18 protein-coding genes and 1 riboswitch are annotated in these 18,621 nt (G+C 51.6%); of the genes, 11 read left to right on the forward strand and 7 right to left on the reverse strand.

What is annotated here, in order from left to right:
* The first annotated feature begins 4 nt into the window (after nucleotides 1-4).
* The 4 genes from BLS62_RS07055 to BLS62_RS07070 all read left to right on the forward strand — a co-directional run bounded on the left by BLS62_RS07055 (nucleotide 5) and on the right by BLS62_RS07070 (nucleotide 3,133).
* Nucleotides 5-628 (forward strand): cytochrome c oxidase assembly protein, encoded by a 624-nt coding sequence (locus BLS62_RS07055; RefSeq protein WP_093178645.1) that lies wholly within the window; start codon nucleotides 5-7, stop codon nucleotides 626-628.
* A gap of 56 nt (nucleotides 629-684) precedes the next feature.
* Nucleotides 685-1,566, forward strand: a complete 882-nt coding sequence (locus BLS62_RS07060) for a cytochrome c oxidase subunit 3 (protein ID WP_093178647.1) — start codon at nucleotides 685-687, stop codon at nucleotides 1,564-1,566.
* Between the two features lie 144 nt (nucleotides 1,567-1,710).
* A complete protein-coding gene (locus tag BLS62_RS07065) occupies nucleotides 1,711-2,103 on the forward strand; it encodes a DUF983 domain-containing protein (protein ID WP_208990722.1) in 393 nt (130 codons plus the stop codon).
* Entirely contained in the window at nucleotides 2,096-3,133 is a 1,038-nt protein-coding gene (locus BLS62_RS07070) for an SURF1 family protein (protein WP_093178676.1), read from the forward strand. Before BLS62_RS07065 ends, BLS62_RS07070 begins: the two co-directional genes overlap by 8 nt.
* A gap of 127 nt (nucleotides 3,134-3,260) precedes the next feature.
* Here the strand turns inward: BLS62_RS07070 and BLS62_RS07075 are convergent, their stop codons facing one another.
* Together BLS62_RS07075 and BLS62_RS07080 are read right to left on the reverse strand one after the other, a co-directional pair.
* Entirely contained in the window at nucleotides 3,261-3,746 is a 486-nt protein-coding gene (locus BLS62_RS07075; protein WP_093178678.1) for a peroxiredoxin, read from the reverse strand.
* Nucleotides 3,747-3,885: 139 nt separating this feature from the next.
* Nucleotides 3,886-4,743: a protein-disulfide reductase DsbD domain-containing protein gene (locus BLS62_RS07080; RefSeq protein ID WP_093178680.1), complete on the reverse strand. Its 858-nt coding sequence runs from the start codon at nucleotides 4,741-4,743 to the stop codon at nucleotides 3,886-3,888.
* 193 nt (nucleotides 4,744-4,936) lie between these two features.
* On the opposite strand from BLS62_RS07080, the gene BLS62_RS07085 reads away from it, so the two are divergent.
* The 5 genes from BLS62_RS07085 (at nucleotide 4,937) to BLS62_RS07105 (ending at nucleotide 12,361) form a co-directional block, all read left to right on the forward strand.
* On the forward strand, nucleotides 4,937-5,530 hold the full coding sequence (locus BLS62_RS07085) for a YqgE/AlgH family protein (protein ID WP_093178683.1): 594 nt from the start codon (nucleotides 4,937-4,939) through the stop codon (nucleotides 5,528-5,530).
* Between the two features lie 300 nt (nucleotides 5,531-5,830).
* Nucleotides 5,831-7,237, forward strand: coding sequence for a threonine synthase (gene thrC, locus BLS62_RS07090; protein WP_093178685.1), 1,407 nt, complete (start codon nucleotides 5,831-5,833; stop codon nucleotides 7,235-7,237).
* A complete protein-coding gene (locus BLS62_RS07095; RefSeq protein ID WP_093178687.1) occupies nucleotides 7,237-8,508 on the forward strand; it encodes a M16 family metallopeptidase in 1,272 nt (423 codons plus the stop codon). Before thrC ends, BLS62_RS07095 begins: the two co-directional genes overlap by 1 nt.
* Nucleotides 8,509-8,730: 222 nt before the next feature.
* Nucleotides 8,731-9,378: a GNAT family N-acetyltransferase gene (locus tag BLS62_RS07100; protein WP_093178689.1), complete on the forward strand. Its 648-nt coding sequence runs from the start codon at nucleotides 8,731-8,733 to the stop codon at nucleotides 9,376-9,378.
* Nucleotides 9,379-9,457: 79 nt separating this feature from the next.
* Nucleotides 9,458-12,361, forward strand: coding sequence for an EAL domain-containing protein (locus BLS62_RS07105; RefSeq protein WP_208990723.1), 2,904 nt, complete (start codon nucleotides 9,458-9,460; stop codon nucleotides 12,359-12,361).
* A 30-nt stretch (nucleotides 12,362-12,391) separates the two neighbouring features.
* Here BLS62_RS07105 and BLS62_RS07110 read toward each other — a convergent pair whose 3' ends face one another.
* The 5 genes from BLS62_RS07110 to ispH all read right to left on the reverse strand — a co-directional run bounded on the left by BLS62_RS07110 (nucleotide 12,392) and on the right by ispH (nucleotide 16,241).
* On the reverse strand, nucleotides 12,392-12,676 hold the full coding sequence (locus BLS62_RS07110) for a PilZ domain-containing protein (protein ID WP_208990724.1): 285 nt from the start codon (nucleotides 12,674-12,676) through the stop codon (nucleotides 12,392-12,394).
* Between the two features lie 203 nt (nucleotides 12,677-12,879).
* Nucleotides 12,880-13,806: a diacylglycerol/lipid kinase family protein gene (locus tag BLS62_RS07115; protein ID WP_093188555.1), complete on the reverse strand. Its 927-nt coding sequence runs from the start codon at nucleotides 13,804-13,806 to the stop codon at nucleotides 12,880-12,882.
* Nucleotides 13,807-13,828: 22 nt separating this feature from the next.
* Nucleotides 13,829-14,281 (reverse strand): ribonuclease HI, encoded by a 453-nt coding sequence (gene rnhA / locus BLS62_RS07120; protein WP_093178694.1) that lies wholly within the window; start codon nucleotides 14,279-14,281, stop codon nucleotides 13,829-13,831.
* Nucleotides 14,278-15,243, reverse strand: coding sequence for a homoserine kinase (locus BLS62_RS07125; protein ID WP_093178696.1), 966 nt, complete (start codon nucleotides 15,241-15,243; stop codon nucleotides 14,278-14,280). The genes rnhA and BLS62_RS07125 overlap by 4 nt, the downstream gene beginning before the upstream one ends.
* A 2-nt stretch (nucleotides 15,244-15,245) precedes the next feature.
* Nucleotides 15,246-16,241, reverse strand: a complete 996-nt coding sequence (ispH, locus tag BLS62_RS07130) for a 4-hydroxy-3-methylbut-2-enyl diphosphate reductase (protein WP_093178698.1) — start codon at nucleotides 16,239-16,241, stop codon at nucleotides 15,246-15,248.
* A 311-nt stretch (nucleotides 16,242-16,552) separates the two neighbouring features.
* On the opposite strand from ispH, the gene BLS62_RS07135 reads away from it, so the two are divergent.
* Both BLS62_RS07135 and gcvT read left to right on the forward strand, forming a co-directional pair.
* Nucleotides 16,553-17,041, forward strand: a complete 489-nt coding sequence (locus BLS62_RS07135) for a hypothetical protein (RefSeq protein ID WP_208990725.1) — start codon at nucleotides 16,553-16,555, stop codon at nucleotides 17,039-17,041.
* A 121-nt stretch (nucleotides 17,042-17,162) separates the two neighbouring features.
* Nucleotides 17,163-17,258: riboswitch (glycine riboswitch) on the forward strand.
* A 203-nt stretch (nucleotides 17,259-17,461) separates the two neighbouring features.
* Nucleotides 17,462-18,604, forward strand: coding sequence for a glycine cleavage system aminomethyltransferase GcvT (gene gcvT, locus BLS62_RS07140; RefSeq protein ID WP_093178702.1), 1,143 nt, complete (start codon nucleotides 17,462-17,464; stop codon nucleotides 18,602-18,604).
* Nucleotides 18,605-18,621: the final 17 nt, after the last annotated feature.

The raw sequence follows: 18,621 nt of genomic DNA on the forward strand, positions 1-18,621 counted from the left end.
CAAGATGACAGATCAAAACCCTGAAAATACAGATCTCGCCAAAATAAATCGGAGCAACGTCAAAGTTGCTGCAATTTGCGGCTTTATATTCTGTGCCATGGTTGGTCTCTCCTTTGCAGCTGTACCGCTCTACCAGATCTTCTGTCAGGTGACAGGATATGGCGGAACCACACAGCGCGCGGAAGAGGGTTCTGACGTTATTTTGGACCGGGAAATTATCGTTAGCTTCGATGCGAACGTAGCGGAAGGTCTGGACTGGGACTTTAAGCCGAAGCAACGCAAGGTTCGCGTTAAACTTGGCCAGATGTCAGAGATTTTGTACCAGGCAACGAGCACCGCAAGCCAACGCTCGACTGGGACTGCAATATTTAACGTAGCCCCGTTTGAAGTTGGTGGCTACTTCAACAAAATTGATTGCTTCTGCTTCACGGAACAACCGCTGAATGCGGGAGAGTCAGTCGATATGCCGGTCGTGTTTTTTATCGATCCGGAAATGGACAAGGACGAGAACTTGAAGAACGTCAAGGAGATCACCTTGTCCTACACATTCTTTGAATTGCCGAAAGACGGCGAAGACGAAACAGCTGCGGTGGTTACTCCAAGTGATGGCACTGCAGGTAAGCTTTAGGTTGCAAGACGGATCTGCGTAGCAGAGGCGACCATTTTGAAATGGGGAGCAAAAATATGGCTGGTGTTAAGAACCACGATTATCATATTATCGAGCCAAGCCCGTGGCCATTTATTGGGTCAATGGGGGCGCTGGTTATGGCAATCGGCGCAATTGCGTTTATGCGTATGAGTGAGGGCGGCGTAAGCTTCTCATTCCTGAGCAATGCGGACGGGGAAACAACTGTTGGATTTACTCTGACCGGTTGGCCCATGTTCGCAATCGGTCTGGGTGTTGTCCTTTACACCATGTTTATGTGGTGGCGCGATACCGTAAAAGAATCTCATGAAGGCCACCACACCCGTGTTGTGTCCTTGCATCTGCGGTACGGCATGATGTTGTTCATCATTTCCGAAGTGATGTTCTTCGTTGCATGGTTCTGGGCGTTTTTTGATGCATCCCTGTTCGCTGGCGAAGCGCAGCAGTTTGGCCGCGTTGCACATACCGGCGGTGTATGGCCACCAGTGGGTATTGAAACGTTCGACCCTTGGCACCTTCCATTGCTGAACACCCTGATCTTGCTGCTGTCCGGTACCACTGTTACCTGGGCACACCATGCAATGGTTCACGGGGACCGCGAGGGTGTGAAATGGGGTCTGATTGCAACGGTTGTTCTGGGCGCAATCTTTACGACCTGTCAGGTCTACGAATACTCCCACGCAGCTTTTAGCTTCTCTGATAATATTTATGGCGCAACCTTCTTCATGGCGACGGGCTTCCATGGCTTCCACGTGATCGTGGGCACCATCTTCCTGGCTGTGTGTTTGTTCCGCGCTCTTGCAGGCCATTTCACCACAACAAAGCACTTCGGTTTTGAAGCTGCTGCTTGGTATTGGCACTTTGTTGATGTTGTCTGGCTCTTCTTGTTTGCTGCCGTTTATATCTGGGGCGGTGCTTAACGTCGGGTCTAACCAAGAGTGTGTCTGATTTTTAGACAAAATGTGAAAGTGATAAGGGCGGCGCAAGCCGCCTTTTCTATATGTATATGACCGAGGTAGCGTTGTCCCGCATAGTCTGGGCCTACCTGATTCGCTGAGGCCGAGATGAGTGAGAACAAAAAACCAAGCCTTTACTATGGCTTACCCGCTAATCCTGTGTCCGCAGGCTTGCGCGGGAAGTGTCCAAGATGTGGGAATGGGCCTTTGTTTCAGGGCCTCCTAAAGCTGCGTAAATCCTGCTCCAGTTGCGAATTGCCCTTCGATTTCGCGGATTCGGGAGATGGGCCTGCGGTATTTGTTATTCTTATCCTCGGTTTTGTCATTGTTGGTGGTGTGCTTTTTATTGAGTTTACGTACCAACCACCGCTTTGGCTGCACATGGTCATCTGGGCACCGGTCACTGTGCTTTTAAGCATAGCGCTGCTGCGCCCTCTTAAGGGATTGCTGATCGCCATGCAGTACCGAAACAATGCATCGGAAGGAAAACTCGATGATTGATGATAAGGGCGCCAACGATCCCGGAATTGGTAAAAAGAGATTCAACAAAACTGACATCGACTGGCATGAAGAACCGGCCAAAACCTTGCGCAGTGCTCGATCTGATAAATATAGAGATGACATTGAGGTGGACGACGGTGCAGAGGACCAAGAGGCGGAAAAGCAAAAGTTCGTACCATTTCTCAAGTCATTCTGGGCCCTACACCTGTGTGCTGCCATTGGTTTGATCATTCTGGCGAACCTCAGCCTGTGGCAGTTTAGCCGTCTTGACGATAAAATTGCGCTGATTGAGCGGGCAGGAGTGCGCGCCAACGAACCTGCAGTTGCAGCCCCGGGTCCGGCAATGTGGGAAGATCTCACCAGCGACATCATTGATTACATGCCAGTCAAGGTCACCGGCCAGTTCATTCTCGGCGAACTGTTTTACTTTGATACGCTGACCAAGCCGAAAGGGCGGTTGGGCGGGCAAGGGTACTTTTTGTACGCGCCGTTCATCGCGGAAGACGGCTGGACAGTTCTGGTCAATCGCGGCTTTATTCCGTTGGATCGCAAAGACTTCAGCACACGCCTTGGGTCTGCGCCCCCACGCGGGGAAATTACAATCACGGGTCTGGCACGCAAAGCCGAAGTCGCCAGCATGTTCTCCGCGGATGATAACCCAAAAACTCACGAATGGTTTGTACGCGAACCTAAAAACATGGCAGACGCGCTTGGCCTTCTGCCAGAAAGAACCGCACCTTACACCATCGATTTGCAGGAAATTCTCAATATAGCTGGAGACCTCCCGCAGGCTGGTGAAACACGCATGACGTTTTCCAACAACCACCTGCAATACGCTTTTACATGGGCTGCGCTGGCGCTTGCTCTGATTGGCGTCTACCTCGCGTTCCTGATCAAGGCATGGCTCGAGCGCGATAAACCAAATCCTCAGACCGAGGACGAGGCAGACGACGACGACGATGAAGTAGAAAATGAGCGGTATCGAATGCTCTCAAAAGCCGCGCGAAAAGATCGAAATAATCAGCGGTAAACCGCTAACAAAAAAAGGGGAGCAAAGGCTCCCCTAAATTATTTCAGCAGTGGTCTTGCAGCGCGCTTACGAAAAGGAACAAACGATTTCGGAGTCGGAGAACCGCAAAATGAATGCCAATTGAGATTTATAGCTGAGAAAGAATGTTTTCAGCTGAAGAGATCGTTGCTTCGCCGGGAGCTTCTTCGATGTTTAGGGAAGACAAGACGCCGTCTTTTACGATCATGGAGTAACGCTTGGAGCGAATACCCATGCCGAATGCAGAAGCATCAAGTTCAAGGCCGATTGCCTTGGTAAAGTCAGCGCTGCCATCTGCAAGGAACAAGATCTTGTTGTCAGCGCGTGTATCGCGAGACCATGCAGCCATCACAAACGCATCATTTACGGAAACAACTGCGATTGTATCAACACCTTTGGCATTGATAGCATCCGCATTGTCAATGAAACCCGGCAGGTGGTTCAGGTGACAGGTTGGCGTAAAGGCACCAGGAACCGCGAAAAGAACAACGGTCTTGCCAGCGAACAGATCATTGGTGGAAAGGTCAACCGGGCCGTCAGTGCTGTTGGTCTTAAATGTTGCTGCAGGCAGTTTATCGCCAACTTTGATTACCATGGGAAACTCTCCAGTAAATACGCTTATGATGGACAATAGAGGCAGGACCGCTCAATTGTGATCCGCATATTATGCACTCTGTGAGACATAGTTCTATCTGCGAGACGCTACTTTCGCAAATACATTAGGTCTGGATTGGTTATTTTGATGAGGCGCTCTGGGGCACTTCAACACTCTGAGTTTCTTCATAGGCACCGTCTGTGGTCACCAGTGTCAAACGCAAGTCCAGCTTGCTTACATCCTCTGGTAATCCATTGTAGGGTAAAGACCATTTGGCCTTTCCTTTTTTCACAGAACCCAACAAAGGCACGCCGTGATAGGACCCAGCCGGACCCTCCACAAAAAGCTCGGGTGCTTTGTCGCCACGAGGAACTTTGGCGGTAAAGGTCAGCGTTCGGTCTTTATCTTCCCCAGTAATTTTCGTTGCAGAGAACTGGCTCGGCATATCGCCTTGGCCAATGGGCAGCTTTGCGAAAGCTTCTTGCACCAATTTATCGGCGACCACATCATTGGCACTTTTGGTTGGCAAGATCATAGAGACCTCAGCCTGACCGGGAATGCAGATGTCTTTACAGATGCCAAAAGTCAGGTCAGCATTGAGAACTGCCGGACGACCATCATTAAACCGCTTAATGAGGACAGGGAGGATAACTTTGTCAGTGTAAATCAGCGACGTGGAAAACCCGTCATTATAAGTTTCAGGCGCTGGAAATAAAACTTCCGCTTCTGCCACATTCACGGAATTTACAAAGCTGGCCTCCGTTGGAATGCCCGCTTCTCCCGGATACCGCCAATAGGTATGCCAACCGCTTTCGAGGCGGAATTCAATCCCTCCTCGATAAATACCATCAGCGTTTGGCTCACTTGCACGAAGGAGGCGCACAGCACCACCTTGTACGATCACCCACTCAGACACATTTGAAGAGAAGGCGCTTGTAACAGGAGCCGTCAGCAACGCAGCAGCAATGAGGGTTGATTTGAAGATTCTAGAAATCATAGAGTCTATTTAAACGTTCCCTTTTTAAATTCCCAATAAGATTGTCTCCGTGACAATCAATGATCCGTGAACAAGCCCACGTTTTCCTCACTGATCATTGATCACCGGAAATATCCGTGAGTACCTGTAATGTAATTGCCTCTACACTTAAGAACGAGGCATCGAAATTAAAGCATGAGGAGCGCGCCCCAACATGTCTGGTGAAAAACCGGGTTACATTGACGGTCAATATCTCATCGCCATGCCCACGATGGAGGATGGCCGCTTCGCGCATTCCGTCATTTATGTGTGCGCCCACTCCGAAGAGGGAGCAATGGGGATTGTGCTCAATCAGCCGGCCCCTAACATCACATTTAGGCAGCTTTTAGGTCAGTTGAATATTATTGACCCCGATGATGATGCTTCAATGGCAATCGAATTCTCTGATAGGAAAGTGTATCGCGGCGGACCAGTCGATGCTGGCCGCGGGTTTGTCCTTCATTCCGATGATTACTTCCTTGATGAAACGAGTCTCAAAATCGAAGAGGGTGTTGTCCTCACAGCAACCGTAGAAGTCCTGCGTGCGATTGCCAGTGGCAACGGACCGAAAAGGGCGCTTCTGGCACTTGGATATGCCGGCTGGGCTCCGGGTCAACTGGAAGCAGAGCTGCAAGCCAATGGTTGGCTGACCTGTGAAACTGATCCCTCCTTGATCTTTGAGGGGGAAGGGGACCAGAAGTGGCACAACGCCCTTGGTATTCTCGGAATTGATCCCGGAATGCTTTCCAGCGATATCGGTCAGGCATAACTCTGGGTGCCTGAAGAACGGGCGTTTTTGTCTCAAAACGCCCCTGCCTATGAGAAAACAGGACGCATGGAGAGGAGAGATTAACGCAGTTTGAGGAGGCCATATAAATGGCGAACTGCTTTAAACGCGATTTCGCCGTGCAACTTCCTGCATTTTCTGCTATTTCCCAGTTCGCAAATGTGGAGCAATGACCTCCGGTTTGTGAGCATTAGATTTAGCTCCAGCTAAAAACCTGAGAAGAACCAACGGGCTAGGATTTTCCAATCCCCCGATTCAGGTTAAGCGAGAAGGGATGTAACGGTGAGATATGTAAGTACGCGCGGCGAAGCTCCAGAACTCGATTTTTCCGAGGTGCTGCTCACGGGATTGGCACGCGACGGCGGTTTGTATCTACCGAAGGAATTCCCACAATTATCTGCTGAGGAAATTTCAGGATTTGCTGGAAAGCCCTACAGTGAAGTAGCGCTCAAAGTCATCGCTCCGTTTGTCGGCGATTCCATTCCCCACGATGACCTGAAACAGATGATCGAGGAAGCCTACGCCAGCTTTGCACATGAAGCTGTCGCACCTCTCATCCAGACAGCTCCAAATACATACGTCCTAGAACTCTTCCACGGCCCGACGCTCGCCTTTAAAGATGTGGCGATGCAGCTTTTAGGCCGTTTGATGGATTACGTTCTTGTAAAAAATGATGCTCGTGCAACCATCGTTGGCGCCACGTCTGGCGACACTGGCGGCGCGGCGATTGAAGCCTTCCGTGGCCGTGAGCGCACCGATGTCTTTATCCTGTTTCCAGAGGGCCGTGTTTCTCCTGTGCAGCAGCGCCAGATGACCACCGCCAAGGAGGCAAACATCCATGCCCTCGCGATCAAAGGCAACTTTGATGACTGTCAGGGCATCCTAAAAGATTTGTTCAACAACTTCCCATTCCGTGAACGTGTTGGCCTGTCTGGTGTAAACTCCATCAACTGGGCGCGGATCGTGGCACAGGTGACCTACTACTTCACCGCTGCTGTGTCCTTAGGGGCTCCACACCGCAAGGTGTCCTTCACCGTCCCAACAGGCAACTTCGGCGATGTGTTCGCAGGCTATGTGGCCTCGCAGATGGGGCTGCCTATTGAGAAGCTGGTGATAGCAACCAACACCAACGACATTCTCGCACGTACGCTGGAAACAGGCCGTTATGAGACACGCGGCGTTGTGGTAACAACTTCTCCGTCCATGGACATTCAGGTTTCTTCCAACTTTGAGCGCCTGTTGTTTGCTGCAAACGACAAAGACAGCGCAACGGTGAAGAGCCAGATGGACAGCCTCAAACAGTCCGGTGGCTTTTCTCTCTCGGAAAAAGCTCTGAGCTGCATTAAAGAAAAGTTCACCGCTGGTCGCGCAAATGAAGAAGATATAGCGCGGACAATTGCTGAGACGCTTAAAGAAAGTGGTTACCTGCTTGATCCCCATACAGCGGTCGCGATCCACGTTGCCAAGAGCCACAGCACTGATGAGACTCCAATGATTGTGCTTTCAACCGCGCATCCAGCCAAGTTCCCGGCTGCCGTTGAAAGTGCTTCTGGTGTGTACCCAGAACTCCCCGCACACCTGTCCGATCTGATGGAACGGACTGAAAAATTCGACGTGCTTCCAGCGGACGCGCAGGAAGTTGCAAAATTTGTTGAAGGCAAGGCACGTGCCGTGAAAGCAGGCGTTTAATGGCGGTCAAATTAACGAAACTAGAGAATGGACTGACTGTTGTTAGTGACCAGATGGAATACCTCAAGACAACTGCTCTTGGGGTTTGGGTTAAAGCTGGGTCTCGCTCGGAAGGTGAGCATGAGAACGGCATAACCCACCTGCTGGAACACATGGCCTTTAAAGGCACAGCCAAACGCAACGCGCGCGAAATCGCCGAGGAAATCGAAGCCGTTGGTGGTGAGATGAATGCCTCCACAAGTGTGGAGCATACAAACTACTATGTTCGCACCTTGGCTGATGACGCGCCGCTGGGGCTGGATATCCTTGCCGATATCCTCCAAAACTCCATCATCGATCCTGATGAACTGGCGCGCGAAAAGCATGTGATCCTTCAGGAGATTGGTGCAGCTCAGGATATGCCGGACGATCAGGTCTTCGATATCCTGCTAGAAACAGCATGGCCGAACCAACCGTTAGGCCGCCCAATCCTTGGCACACCAGAAACCGTCAATGGTTTTTCTGCTGATGCGATCCGCGATTATGTCGCCCGCAAATACACCGCCTCTGACATGGTACTGGCAGCTGCCGGTGCTGTAGACCATGACGAACTTGTGGAACTGGCAAAATCCAGTTTCTCAAAACTCTCACCTGCTGCCCCTGATACTGATTCAGTTGCAAGCTATGTGGGCGGAGAAGGCTCTATTGAGCGAGAGCTGCAAGAGCTGCAGGTTATTCTTGGGTTTGAAGGCCTGCCTTACGAGCACAAAGATTACTACGCCGTTCAGGTGTTGTCTTCCATTCTTGGCGGCGGGATGTCCTCTCGTCTCTTCCAGGAAGTGCGCGAAAAGCGCGGCCTTTGCTATTCCGTCTATGCGTTCCATTGGGCGTTTGCCGATACCGGATTCTTCGGTGTTCATGCAGCAACGGGGCCAGAAGATGCAGCAGAACTGACTGAGGTTCTGGTTGATCAGCTCAAAGAGATCGCCAAAGGTGTTACGGAGAAGGAAGTCTCCAGAGCCAAAGCACAGCTGCGTGCAGGCCTGTTGATGGCACTTGAAAGCCCAGCAGCCCGTGCAGGGCAAATTGCCCGTCAGGTGATGATTTATGGTTATCCCGTCGCACTGGAAGAGCTGGAAAAACGTTTGAATGCTGTCTCTGCAGAACGCCTGCAAGTGCTGGCAGAAAACCTCTTCGCTTCCGAAAATCCAACATACGTCAGAGTTGGCCCCAAAGCGCCAATGATGAATTATGATGAGTTGAAACAACGTCTCACGGGGATTAAAGCTTAAGCCACTTGCATAAACGCCTGAGTCCCATTCATAATATTAGTCTCAGGCGTATTCCCGCAACGTCACACCGGTTTGCGAACAAGAATACGCGAGAAACTAAAGCGTATTCCCGTGAAGTGGGCGCCGGTTTGCGGATAAGAATACGCAAGAAACGAATGAATTGGGGCCGTTTGCTAGCCTTTGATAACCGCAAACGGCTTTGGAAATGAGGGGAGAATATCCGTGTCCTTTTTCAAAATGAGCCCATCTCCCCAATCCCTCAGTACTTTAAAAACAGATCGACTTTATCTGCGTGCGCCAGTTATCGCAGATTTTGCCCAATGGTCAGAGCTTCGCGAGCAGAGCCGAAGTTTTCTGCAACCTTGGGAACCAACCTGGCCTGCTGATGACCTGACAAAAGGGGCGTTCAGAAAACGAATCCGGCGCTACAATCGCAACATTCGTGAAGGCACCCATTACCCATTTTTTCTCTTTGATCAAACGACAGACCAACTGGTTGGTGGACTCAATTTGTCCAACGTGCGCCGGGGTGTGTCACAGACTGCATCACTGGGCTATTGGATGGGCGCTCAATTTGCCGGAAACGGTTTGATGCGGGAGGCTGTTCAGCGCATATGTTGTTTTACGTTCAACGATTTGCATCTGCATAGAATCGAAGCGGCCTGTTTGCCCAGTAACCAAGTCTCAAGGGCCCTTTTGGGGAAGGTCGGATTCTCCCAATTAGGATATGCACCTAGCTACTTATTCATCAACGGAATGTGGCAAGATCATATTTTGTTTGGCAAAATTCAGGATTTGGCTCCTATAACGGCCAAGTTCTGGCCACAATCAGAGGCAGATGGGGATAAATTGCCACTAACACATGCTTGAACCATGAAACTGGCGGCTTGAAGATGTAATGATCTTGGCAAGGAAAATCAGTTAATTTATCGTTATCGTGGAGAAGCCGGTGCCAGGGACTTATTGTCAGCGCGTACAGAACGTTATTCAGGCTGTTCTGTTAAGCGCTCTCCTGCTTATTGTGGTTGCATCACAAGCATTGGCTTTGGATGCGATTATCGTCCCTAAAGACATTGATGCGCTCGACCTCACCAGTTCAATCGATATCTATCCAAACACCAGCAAAAGCATTCAGGTCTCCACAGCTCCGGACTCAGACGGCATCGTGCGCCGCATTGAAGTGAGATCCGTTGATGAAAACGCCAGTTCGTGGGCTGTCTTCGCACTCTCCAATCCGGGAGAGGAGCAGATCGATCGTCTGCTGGTCGCGCCTTACTACAAAATGACGGGTGGTGGTGTGTTGGTGCCTGACCTTGGCCAGCGCCGCATTGTGTCCCTAACGCCAAGTCAAGGCATCCCGCCAATCCGCGAGCGCAGCACAGAAGCTGACATCTACCGAATTACACTGGACCCGGGCGCGAATGTGACCTTCATTGCTGAAGTGAACACGCCGAGCCTGCCGGAACTTCGCCTTTGGAAGCCTGAGGCCTATAAAGACAACATCAACGCTTACACCCTCTACCGCGGCATCGTCTTAGGCATTGCTGGCCTGCTGGCCTTGTTCCTGACGATCCTGTTTGTTGTGAAGGGAACGGTTCTCTTCCCGGCTACAGCAGCTTTGGCATGGGCTGTGCTCGTGTACCTGTGTATTGACTTCGGTTTCTGGAATTTAGTGTTCGGGAGGACTCTGGGGGATGATCAGGTCTATCGAGCGGCAGCGGAAATCAGTTTAACAGCTGCGCTTGTGGTCTTCCTGTACGCCTATCTCGGCCTCAACCGCTGGCACATCCATTACACTCATCTGGCTATAACCCTATTGATCGTCGTGCTTAGCCTATTTGGCCTGGCGCTGTGGGACCCAACTATCGCAGCCGGAATCTCCCGCCTTCTGATGGCCGGGGTCGCAATTGCTGGCTTCGGAATCATACTGGTGCTCACCATGCGTGGGTTTGAGCGCGCGATTATGCTGCTCCCTACATGGTTCTTGTTCCTTGCATGGTTGTTTGCGGCTTGGATGGCAACAACAGGCATGTTGCAGAGTGATCTGGCCCAGCCTGCGCTTGCAGGTGGCCTCGTCCTCTTTGTTATGCTGCTCGGGTTCACGGTCATGCAGCACGCGTTTGCAGGCTCTGGTCTCTCCCATAGCGTGATGAGTGATGTGGAACGCCGTGCACTGGCGTTGACTGGCTCTGGCGATATCATCTGGGACTGGGACGTGGACCGCGATAAAATCCACACCAGTGGTGGTCTTGAAGAAGCACTCGGCATCAAACCGGGTTTGCTGGATGGTCCTGCACGGTTGTGGCTGGAAATCCTCCATCCGCAAGACCGGGATCTGTTCCGTGGCACTTTGGATGCTGTGATTGACCACCGCCGAGGCCGGATCAATCTGGCTTTCCGCCTGCGTGGTGAAGATGGTCATTACCGGTGGCTCAAGATGCGCGCTCGTCCGGTACTCGGGTCTGATGGCGAAGTCATCCGCTGCGTTGGTACTTTGCTCGACATCACCTCTCAGAAAACCGCTGAAGAGCGCTTGATGCATGATGCCGTGCATGACAATCTGACTGGCCTGCCAAACCGCGAACTGTTTATGGACCGCCTTGTTGCAGCGCTTGCCCGTTCCAAGGCTGAAGGCAACGGCAATCCGACAGTTATTCTGATCGACCTGGACCGCTTCAAGCAGGTTAATGACAGCATCGGCCAAACAGCAGGCGACTCCATGTTGCTTACTGCTGCCCGCCGTCTATCTCGTCTGATCAAAGCACAGGATTCCCTGTCACGCATTTCAGCAGATACCTTCGCAGTCCTGATGATCTCCGAGCAGGATGCAACTCGTATTGCCTCCTTTGCTGATGAATTGCGCAAGTCTCTGCGCACACCAGTCACCTTTGGTGATCAGGAAGTCTTCCTGACAGCGTCTATCGGCGCGGCTATCTTTGATGGTGGGCCGGAAAAGGCGACAGACATGATGCGTGATTCCGAGATTGCACTCAATCATGCCAAACGCCTCGGTGGGGATCGTATCGAGGTCTTCCGCCCAACGTTGAAACCTGTTGCAAGCAATACGCTGGCTCTCGACAGCGACCTTCGTGCTGCTTTGGAAAAAGACGAGATCACGGTCTTCTTCCAGCCAATCGTTCGTCTGGCAGATAAAACCACAGCTGGTTTTGAAGCGCTTGCCCGCTGGGAGCATCCATCCCGCGGTCTCATCCCGCCATCCGAGTTTATCCCGGTTGCTGAACAAAGCGGCCTGATCAATGAGCTTGGTCTGCGCGTGATGGAAAAAGGCGCGCGTCAGCTGGCACAATGGCAACGTGAGTTTAAACACGCGTTACCGCTGTTTGTTTCCGTCAATATCTCTTCTCGCCAGCTGCTTAAGCCAGACCTCATCAACGACGTGAAGGCTGTGCTGGCACGGACCGCGCTGACGCCGGGCTCTTTGAAACTGGAGCTCACAGAATCTATGGTTATGGAGAACCCGGAATACTCCGTGCAGGTGCTGGAGCGTCTCAAAGGCCTTGGTGCTGGCCTGTCTCTGGATGATTTTGGCACAGGCTATTCATCGCTCAGCTACCTGCAACGCTTCCAGTTCGACACCATCAAGATTGATCAGTCCTTTGTACGTCCTAACGGGCAGAGCGCACGTCCGGTTATCCTGCGCACCATTGTGGCACTGGGTCATGATCTGGGGATGGAAGTAGTGGCTGAAGGAGCTGAAACAGAGTCTGATGCATTAGAGTTGTTCCAACTCGGCTGCGAGTACGTTCAAGGCTACCATTTCGGTCAGCCAATGCGCGCCGCTGAAGCAGGTCGCATGCTGAAACAACAATTCGCCCAGCAAAACAAAAACTGAGCGAGATTGAAGCGAAAGCGTCTCTAAAAGCTACAAACGACCGGGTTTCGAGGTGAATTTGATACCTGCTTCTTCGCAATGCAGCCAGATGATCATACCGGTAAAGGACAGTCTGCGCATTGGAACCTGAATGCTGACGCTCATGTTTGCGGTCAATTTCCCAGTGTTCACGAGGAGCCTACACCCGCTGTTGCTGATATCTTCAATTACGCAGGATCGGTTGAAGGCTTCCACCAGTAAAACTGCAGGCCAATGGCAGGTATGCCGCGTATGATTGCGGTTTTCCATCTCCAATAATTTCGGTACAGGTAACATCGCAGACCGTCCGGTCCCTACTTTGAAAATACAATAAATAGAATCATTAGTTTGGAATGTAGTAGTCGCAGTAGCAACTATATCTTGCGCAGATGTTAACGTCGAAGCTGTGCAGTCAATCTGCTTTAAGTCTCTAAACGTACAGGACAATATCAAAAAGCCCGCTCAGATGAACGGGTTTTGAAACGGCCAAATACGAGTGCTTAGTTGGTGATGACTGTTAGCTCACGATCACCGACAGTTATCTCAAGCGGGGTGCCTCCAAATGGCTCACCATCAATCTGCACAGCTGCAGCCCGATAGGCGTCAATGCGGGCTGTTTTGACGCTACGGATCTCCACATTGCTGGATTTTGAAAGCGTCCCTGTTAAGAGGCGGCAGACGTACTTGAACAAAGCCCATACACTGTCTTCTTTAAAGGTCAAAAGGTGCAGCTGCTTTGTTAGAATGGAGGCGTCAGGTGCCACTAGATTTTTGCCGGCGTAATAACGACCATTGGTCACCATCGCCATCGCACATTGCAGTTCTTCTTCATCAGCGCGCACTTTGAAATTGCCTTTGCGGCGGGAAAACGCCAGCTGCATTGCAATGAAGAGATAGGCGAGGCGCCCATACCGTCGCTTCAGACGCAAGGGAACGACATGCACAACTTCCGCATCAAAGCCAGTAGACGTGGAGAGAAAGAACGGGCGTCCATTTGCAAAACCGTTGTGGAGTTTCTGCACTTTGCCTGCACTTATGGTTCTTGCAATTTCTTTCGGCGTAGTTGGCATGCCCAGTTCATGGGCAAGCACGTTTGCAGTTCCAAACGGAATAATCGCCAGATGCGGTTTCATTCCTCGGCCCAGCATGGCAGAGGCGGCCTCGCTGACAGATGAATCACCGCCAGCAACTGCCAATATATCCACGTCCAGATCAGGATCGGCACACGTCTCTCCAATCTCGCTGGCACGCTCGGTGAGCCTCAGGTCCACCTTCAAGCCAGCCTCTTCCAGATGCTTCACAATTTCAGTGATGCGTTGAAACCGGAATGAAGTGGCTGTCGGGTTTGCAAGAATAAGCACGCGCTTGTTTTTGCGCGACTTTATCCGTGTCGTATTCTGCGGGGAGGAGGGGAGTTGATCTCCCATGAGACTGTCCTTGGCTTCCATATTATCTTGAGGATTGGAAGGGTTTCATGCCCCTCCGTGCAAGCTCATCAGCTTGTTCGTTTTCCTCATGGCCTGCGTGACCCTTCACCCAGTGCCAAGCCACATCATGGCGTTGTGCGGCTGCATCCAGCAACTGCCACAGCTCTGCATTTTTTACCGGAGAGTTTGAGGCAGTCCTCCACCCCTTCCGTTTCCAATTATGCATCCACTGGGTAATGCCGTTTTTCACGTAGGAGCTATCGGTGTAAAGATCCACCGAACACGCCCGTTTCAAGGAGTCGAGTGCTTGAATAGCGGCTTGTAATTCCATGCGGTTGTTGGTGGTATCACGCTCACCGCCGCACAGTTCTTTTTCATGCTCGCCGAAGCGCAGCAAAACACCCCAGCCGCCGGGACCAGGATTGCCAGAGCATGCGCCATCGGTCCAAATCTTTACACGTGTGGTATCGCTCATTTGTCCAACCCGTATGCGCCAGCGTTTTCTACGCCGCGATGGAACCTAAGTTTATGCAGGTATTCAAGGGGATCTTTAGGAACCACCAATGCGCCTTCGGGCACAGACAGCCAGTCATAAAGGCGTGTCAGCAGGAAACGCAAAGCAGCACCGCGACACAACAGTGGCAGATTATCAAATTCTTGTTCGCTGAAGGGGCGTACACTGCGGTACCCTTCCAACAGTGCCCGGGCTTTGGTGACATTGAACATGCCATCCGGCTCAAAACACCATGCATTGATGCAGATCGCCACATCATAGGCAAACGCGTCATTGCAGGCAAAGTAGAAGTCAATCAGACCTGATAGGTCTTTACCGAGATAAAAAACGTTATCCGGGAATAAATCAGCATGGATCACACCGCTTGGCAGATCCTTTGGCCACAACGCCAGTAGCTCATTCAGTTCTTCCGTCAGTTCCTCGGCAAGACCCACTTTCACTTCATGTGCACGATCACGGCTGGCATCCAACAAAGGCGCCCAGCCATCAACGCTGAGTGAGTTCGGGCGCTTGATCTCAAAGTCAGCGCCAGCAAGGTGCATGCGTGCCATTCCCTTGCCAAGTTCACTGCAATGAACCAGCTGCGGTCTGCGAACCCACATGCCATCAAGAAAGGTGACCATAGCAGCAGGACGGCCCGCGAGCTCACCTAGCATCTTGCCATCGCCATCAATCAAAGGTGTCGGGCAGGTCATGCCATTGGCGGCAAGGTGTTGCATGAGCCCAAGGAAAAACGGCAGGTCGTCTGGATTAACCCGTTTCTCATAGAGCGTCAGGATGTAGTAACCCGTCTCAGTGTGAACCAGATAGTTAGTGTTTTCAACGCCTTCAGCAATGCCCTTGTAGGAGAGCAATTTGCCAATGTTGAAGCGGTCGATGAAAGCGCTAAGCTCTACATCGGAAACATCGGTATATACAGCCATAACTATTCAGCAGGTCTTGTTTCGCCCACAAGGGGAGTAGCCCGCAACTCTTTCGGTAGATTGAATGCAATATTTTCTTCTGCTGTTGTAACCGTTTCCAGTGTCACATCAAAATGCAGACGGAAGGCTTCAACAATTTCTTCGACAAGAATCTCAGGTGCAGACGCGCCAGCAGTGATGCCGAGGGTCTTTACGCCTTCAAAATCGCCCCAACATATCTCGGAGGCTCGTTGAATAAGGTATGCCTTTTCACAGCCAGCCCGCTCACCCACTTCACGCAGGCGTTTGGAATTGGAGGAGTTTGGCGCACCAACGACAATCATTGCATCGCACTGCGGCGCAATATGCTTTACCGCGTGCTGACGGTTTGTGGTGGCGTAGCAGATGTCATCTTTGTGCGGTTTGGTGATGGTCGGGAACCGCTCTTCAAGTATTTCGACGATCTCTTGTGTGTCATCAACAGATAGTGTGGTTTGTGATATCCACGCTAATTGTCTGTCTGTTTTCGGTGCAAACTGACGTGCATCCGCCGCTGTTTCAATAAGGCTCACACGCCCCTCGGGGAGTTGACCCATTGTTCCCACAACCTCAGGGTGTCCTTTGTGGCCGATCAGCAATATTTCGCGGTCACGTCTGTCATGCAGAATCGCTTCTTTATGCACCTTGGAAACCAGCGGACAAGTCGCATCAAGGAAGAACAGATTACGCGAACGCGCAACTTCAGGAACAGACTTTGGCACCCCATGCGCAGAGAAGATCACAGGACGGTCATTATCTGGAATTTCGTCTAATTCCTCAACGAAAACAGCACCTTTGTTACGAAGAGATTCCACCACATATTTGTTGTGAACGATCTCGTGGCGCACGTAAACTGGCGCGCCGTACTTCTCAAGGGCAAGGTCCACAATCTGGATTGCGCGATCAACACCGGCACAAAAACCGCGTGGAGCGCAAAGAAGAACTTTGATCGGTGCCTTTGGGGTCGGCGAAACCTGCATTGTCTATTCCTGAATTTTGACTTTGAGCAATTGAAGGATGTTGACCGGATCTGTCAAGAAAAAGTAGCTGCTCATCTGAGCAAGAGGGCATAAAACAGTTCAGCCAAAGCCTGCTCAGGCACAAACTGAAGGTTTCAAGTATATGTCGTATCTCGCCATTTGCACCTCCTGCTGTTATAGGAACTTAAACTCCAGATAACTATGGGATTCGCATGGTGGGCACTCAAGTCGCTAATACATTGCTCAAAAATACAGGACGGGCACTCCTTCTGATTGGAATAGGCGCCTCGCTAGCTGGGTGTGGAAGCATAATGTCTTCTGATTCAGATTTGGAAGCCTCCAGCTCAGAAGCTCCGGCGACTGAGAGAACATTTGACCTGTCTGTGCTTCAGGCACCAGCCATGTGTCCGTCTCTGCAAGAGCTTTCGGGAACGACCATTCTCGCGAAATACCCACGTGGTAAGGAAAAGACGCCGGAAAACCTGACTTTCCAGGCCGTTATCACAGACTGGGCGCGCACCTGCAAACGGGTCGGCAAAGACTCTGCAATGAAGCTGGGTATCGCTGGAAACATAACACCGGGTCCTGCATGGAAAGGTGGAGAGATCTTCTTGCCTATCCGTGTTGCCGTCACAAATGAAGTGGATGACGTGGAAAAAACCACCTACTCCAAACTGTTTAGCGTTCCGGTCACTTTAGGGGCTGGTTCACCGTCCGCCACATGGGCCTTTGTGGAAGAAGGTATTATCCTTCCGAATGAGACGGGCCAAAATGTCGTGTTTGGATTCGACGAAAACTAAAAAATGGGTTAGTAAGGCTTCACAGCTTGGCGTCACATTGTCACGTCAGCCTTTTTTCTTGCATGTTGCAGCAAGGAAAAAAGAATTCATGCGCCGGCCCTGAGGAGGGGGTGGCGTGTGGTAACGCTGTGCGGGAGAGAATAAGACAGATCGCTGGATTATCGCCGAAGGAGCAACCGCCCCGGAAACTCTCAGGCAAAAGGACCGCACAGTAAGCAACACTCTGGAAAGCAGCGCCTGTCGCACACTATTCCTCCAGGAATATACGACAGGGTACTCACCGAAGGAGTAATCGTTCTGATCTGCGGAAGGTCAGAGCGGGAAATCTCTCAGGTTCTCGAGACAGAGGGGGCGTGCTCAGATCATTCCATATGATTGGGATGGTCGTTGACGTGTACGCTACTGTCTTGAGAGGCTCCTATGGCTGAATCCGCTGATCTGCTACAAACACCGCTTTTCGATCTACATAATGAGCTGGGTGCCAAGATGGTGCCGTTCGCTGGCTACGGTATGCCGGTGCAGTACCCACTCGGCGTTCTCAAAGAACACCTCTTCACCCGCGAAAGCGCAGGCCTGTTTGACGTTTCCCACATGGGGCAGGCATTCCTCATCGGTCCAGATCATGCAACAACTGCTGCAGCTCTGGAAACGCTCGTTCCTTCCAACATGAAGGAACTGAAGCCGGGCAAGCAGCGTTACACTGTACTGCTGAACGACAATGGCTGCATCATTGATGACCTCATGGTCTCCCGCCCACCTGCTGCTGAAGACGATGGCCGTTTGATGCTGGTTGTAAATGCTGCCTGCAAAGACAACGACTACAAAGTCATCGCGGCTGCTCTTCCTGACAATGTGAAGCTTGAGATTGTTGAAGACCGCGCCTTGATCGCGCTTCAAGGGCCAAAAGCTGCCGAAGTTATGGTGCTGCACGCTCCGGAAGCTGCCGACATGGGCTTCATGGATTCCCGTCCACTGGAGTTTGACGGCATTTCCGTTATCGCCTCCCGCTCTGGTTACACCGGTGAAGACGGTTATGAGATCTCCATTCCAGCTGGTGCCGCAGAAGCAGTTGCCAAAGCATTGCTTGCAGATGACCGGGTAGAAGCCATTGGCCTTGGTGCACGTGACAGCCTCCGCCTTGAATCCGGCTTATGCCTCTACGGTCACGACATTGACGAAAACACAACACCGGTAGAAGGCAATATCACCTTCTGCATGCAAAAACGCCGCAAAGAAGCTGGCGATTTTCCGGGCGGTGAACGTGTTCTCAAACAGCTTGCTGATGGTGTTCCAAACTTACGGGTTGGCCTGAAGCTGGATGGCCGTGCACCAGCACGGGAAGGCGCAGACATTCGCGTGCCGGGCACCGAAGAAATAATCGGTCGCGTCACATCGGGTGGATTTGCACCAACGCTCAATGCTCCAATCGCCATGGGATACGTTGCGGCGCATCTTGGAGAGCTTGGCACGGAGCTGGAGCTTGTCGTTCGTGGCCGTGCACTGACAGCCACAGTAACAGGCATGCCATTTGTTGAGCAGCGCTACTACCGCAAACCAAAATAATATCTGCTGGGGTGCAA

Source organism: Pseudovibrio sp. Tun.PSC04-5.I4, assembly GCF_900104145.1.
Taxonomy (GTDB): domain Bacteria; phylum Pseudomonadota; class Alphaproteobacteria; order Rhizobiales; family Stappiaceae; genus Pseudovibrio.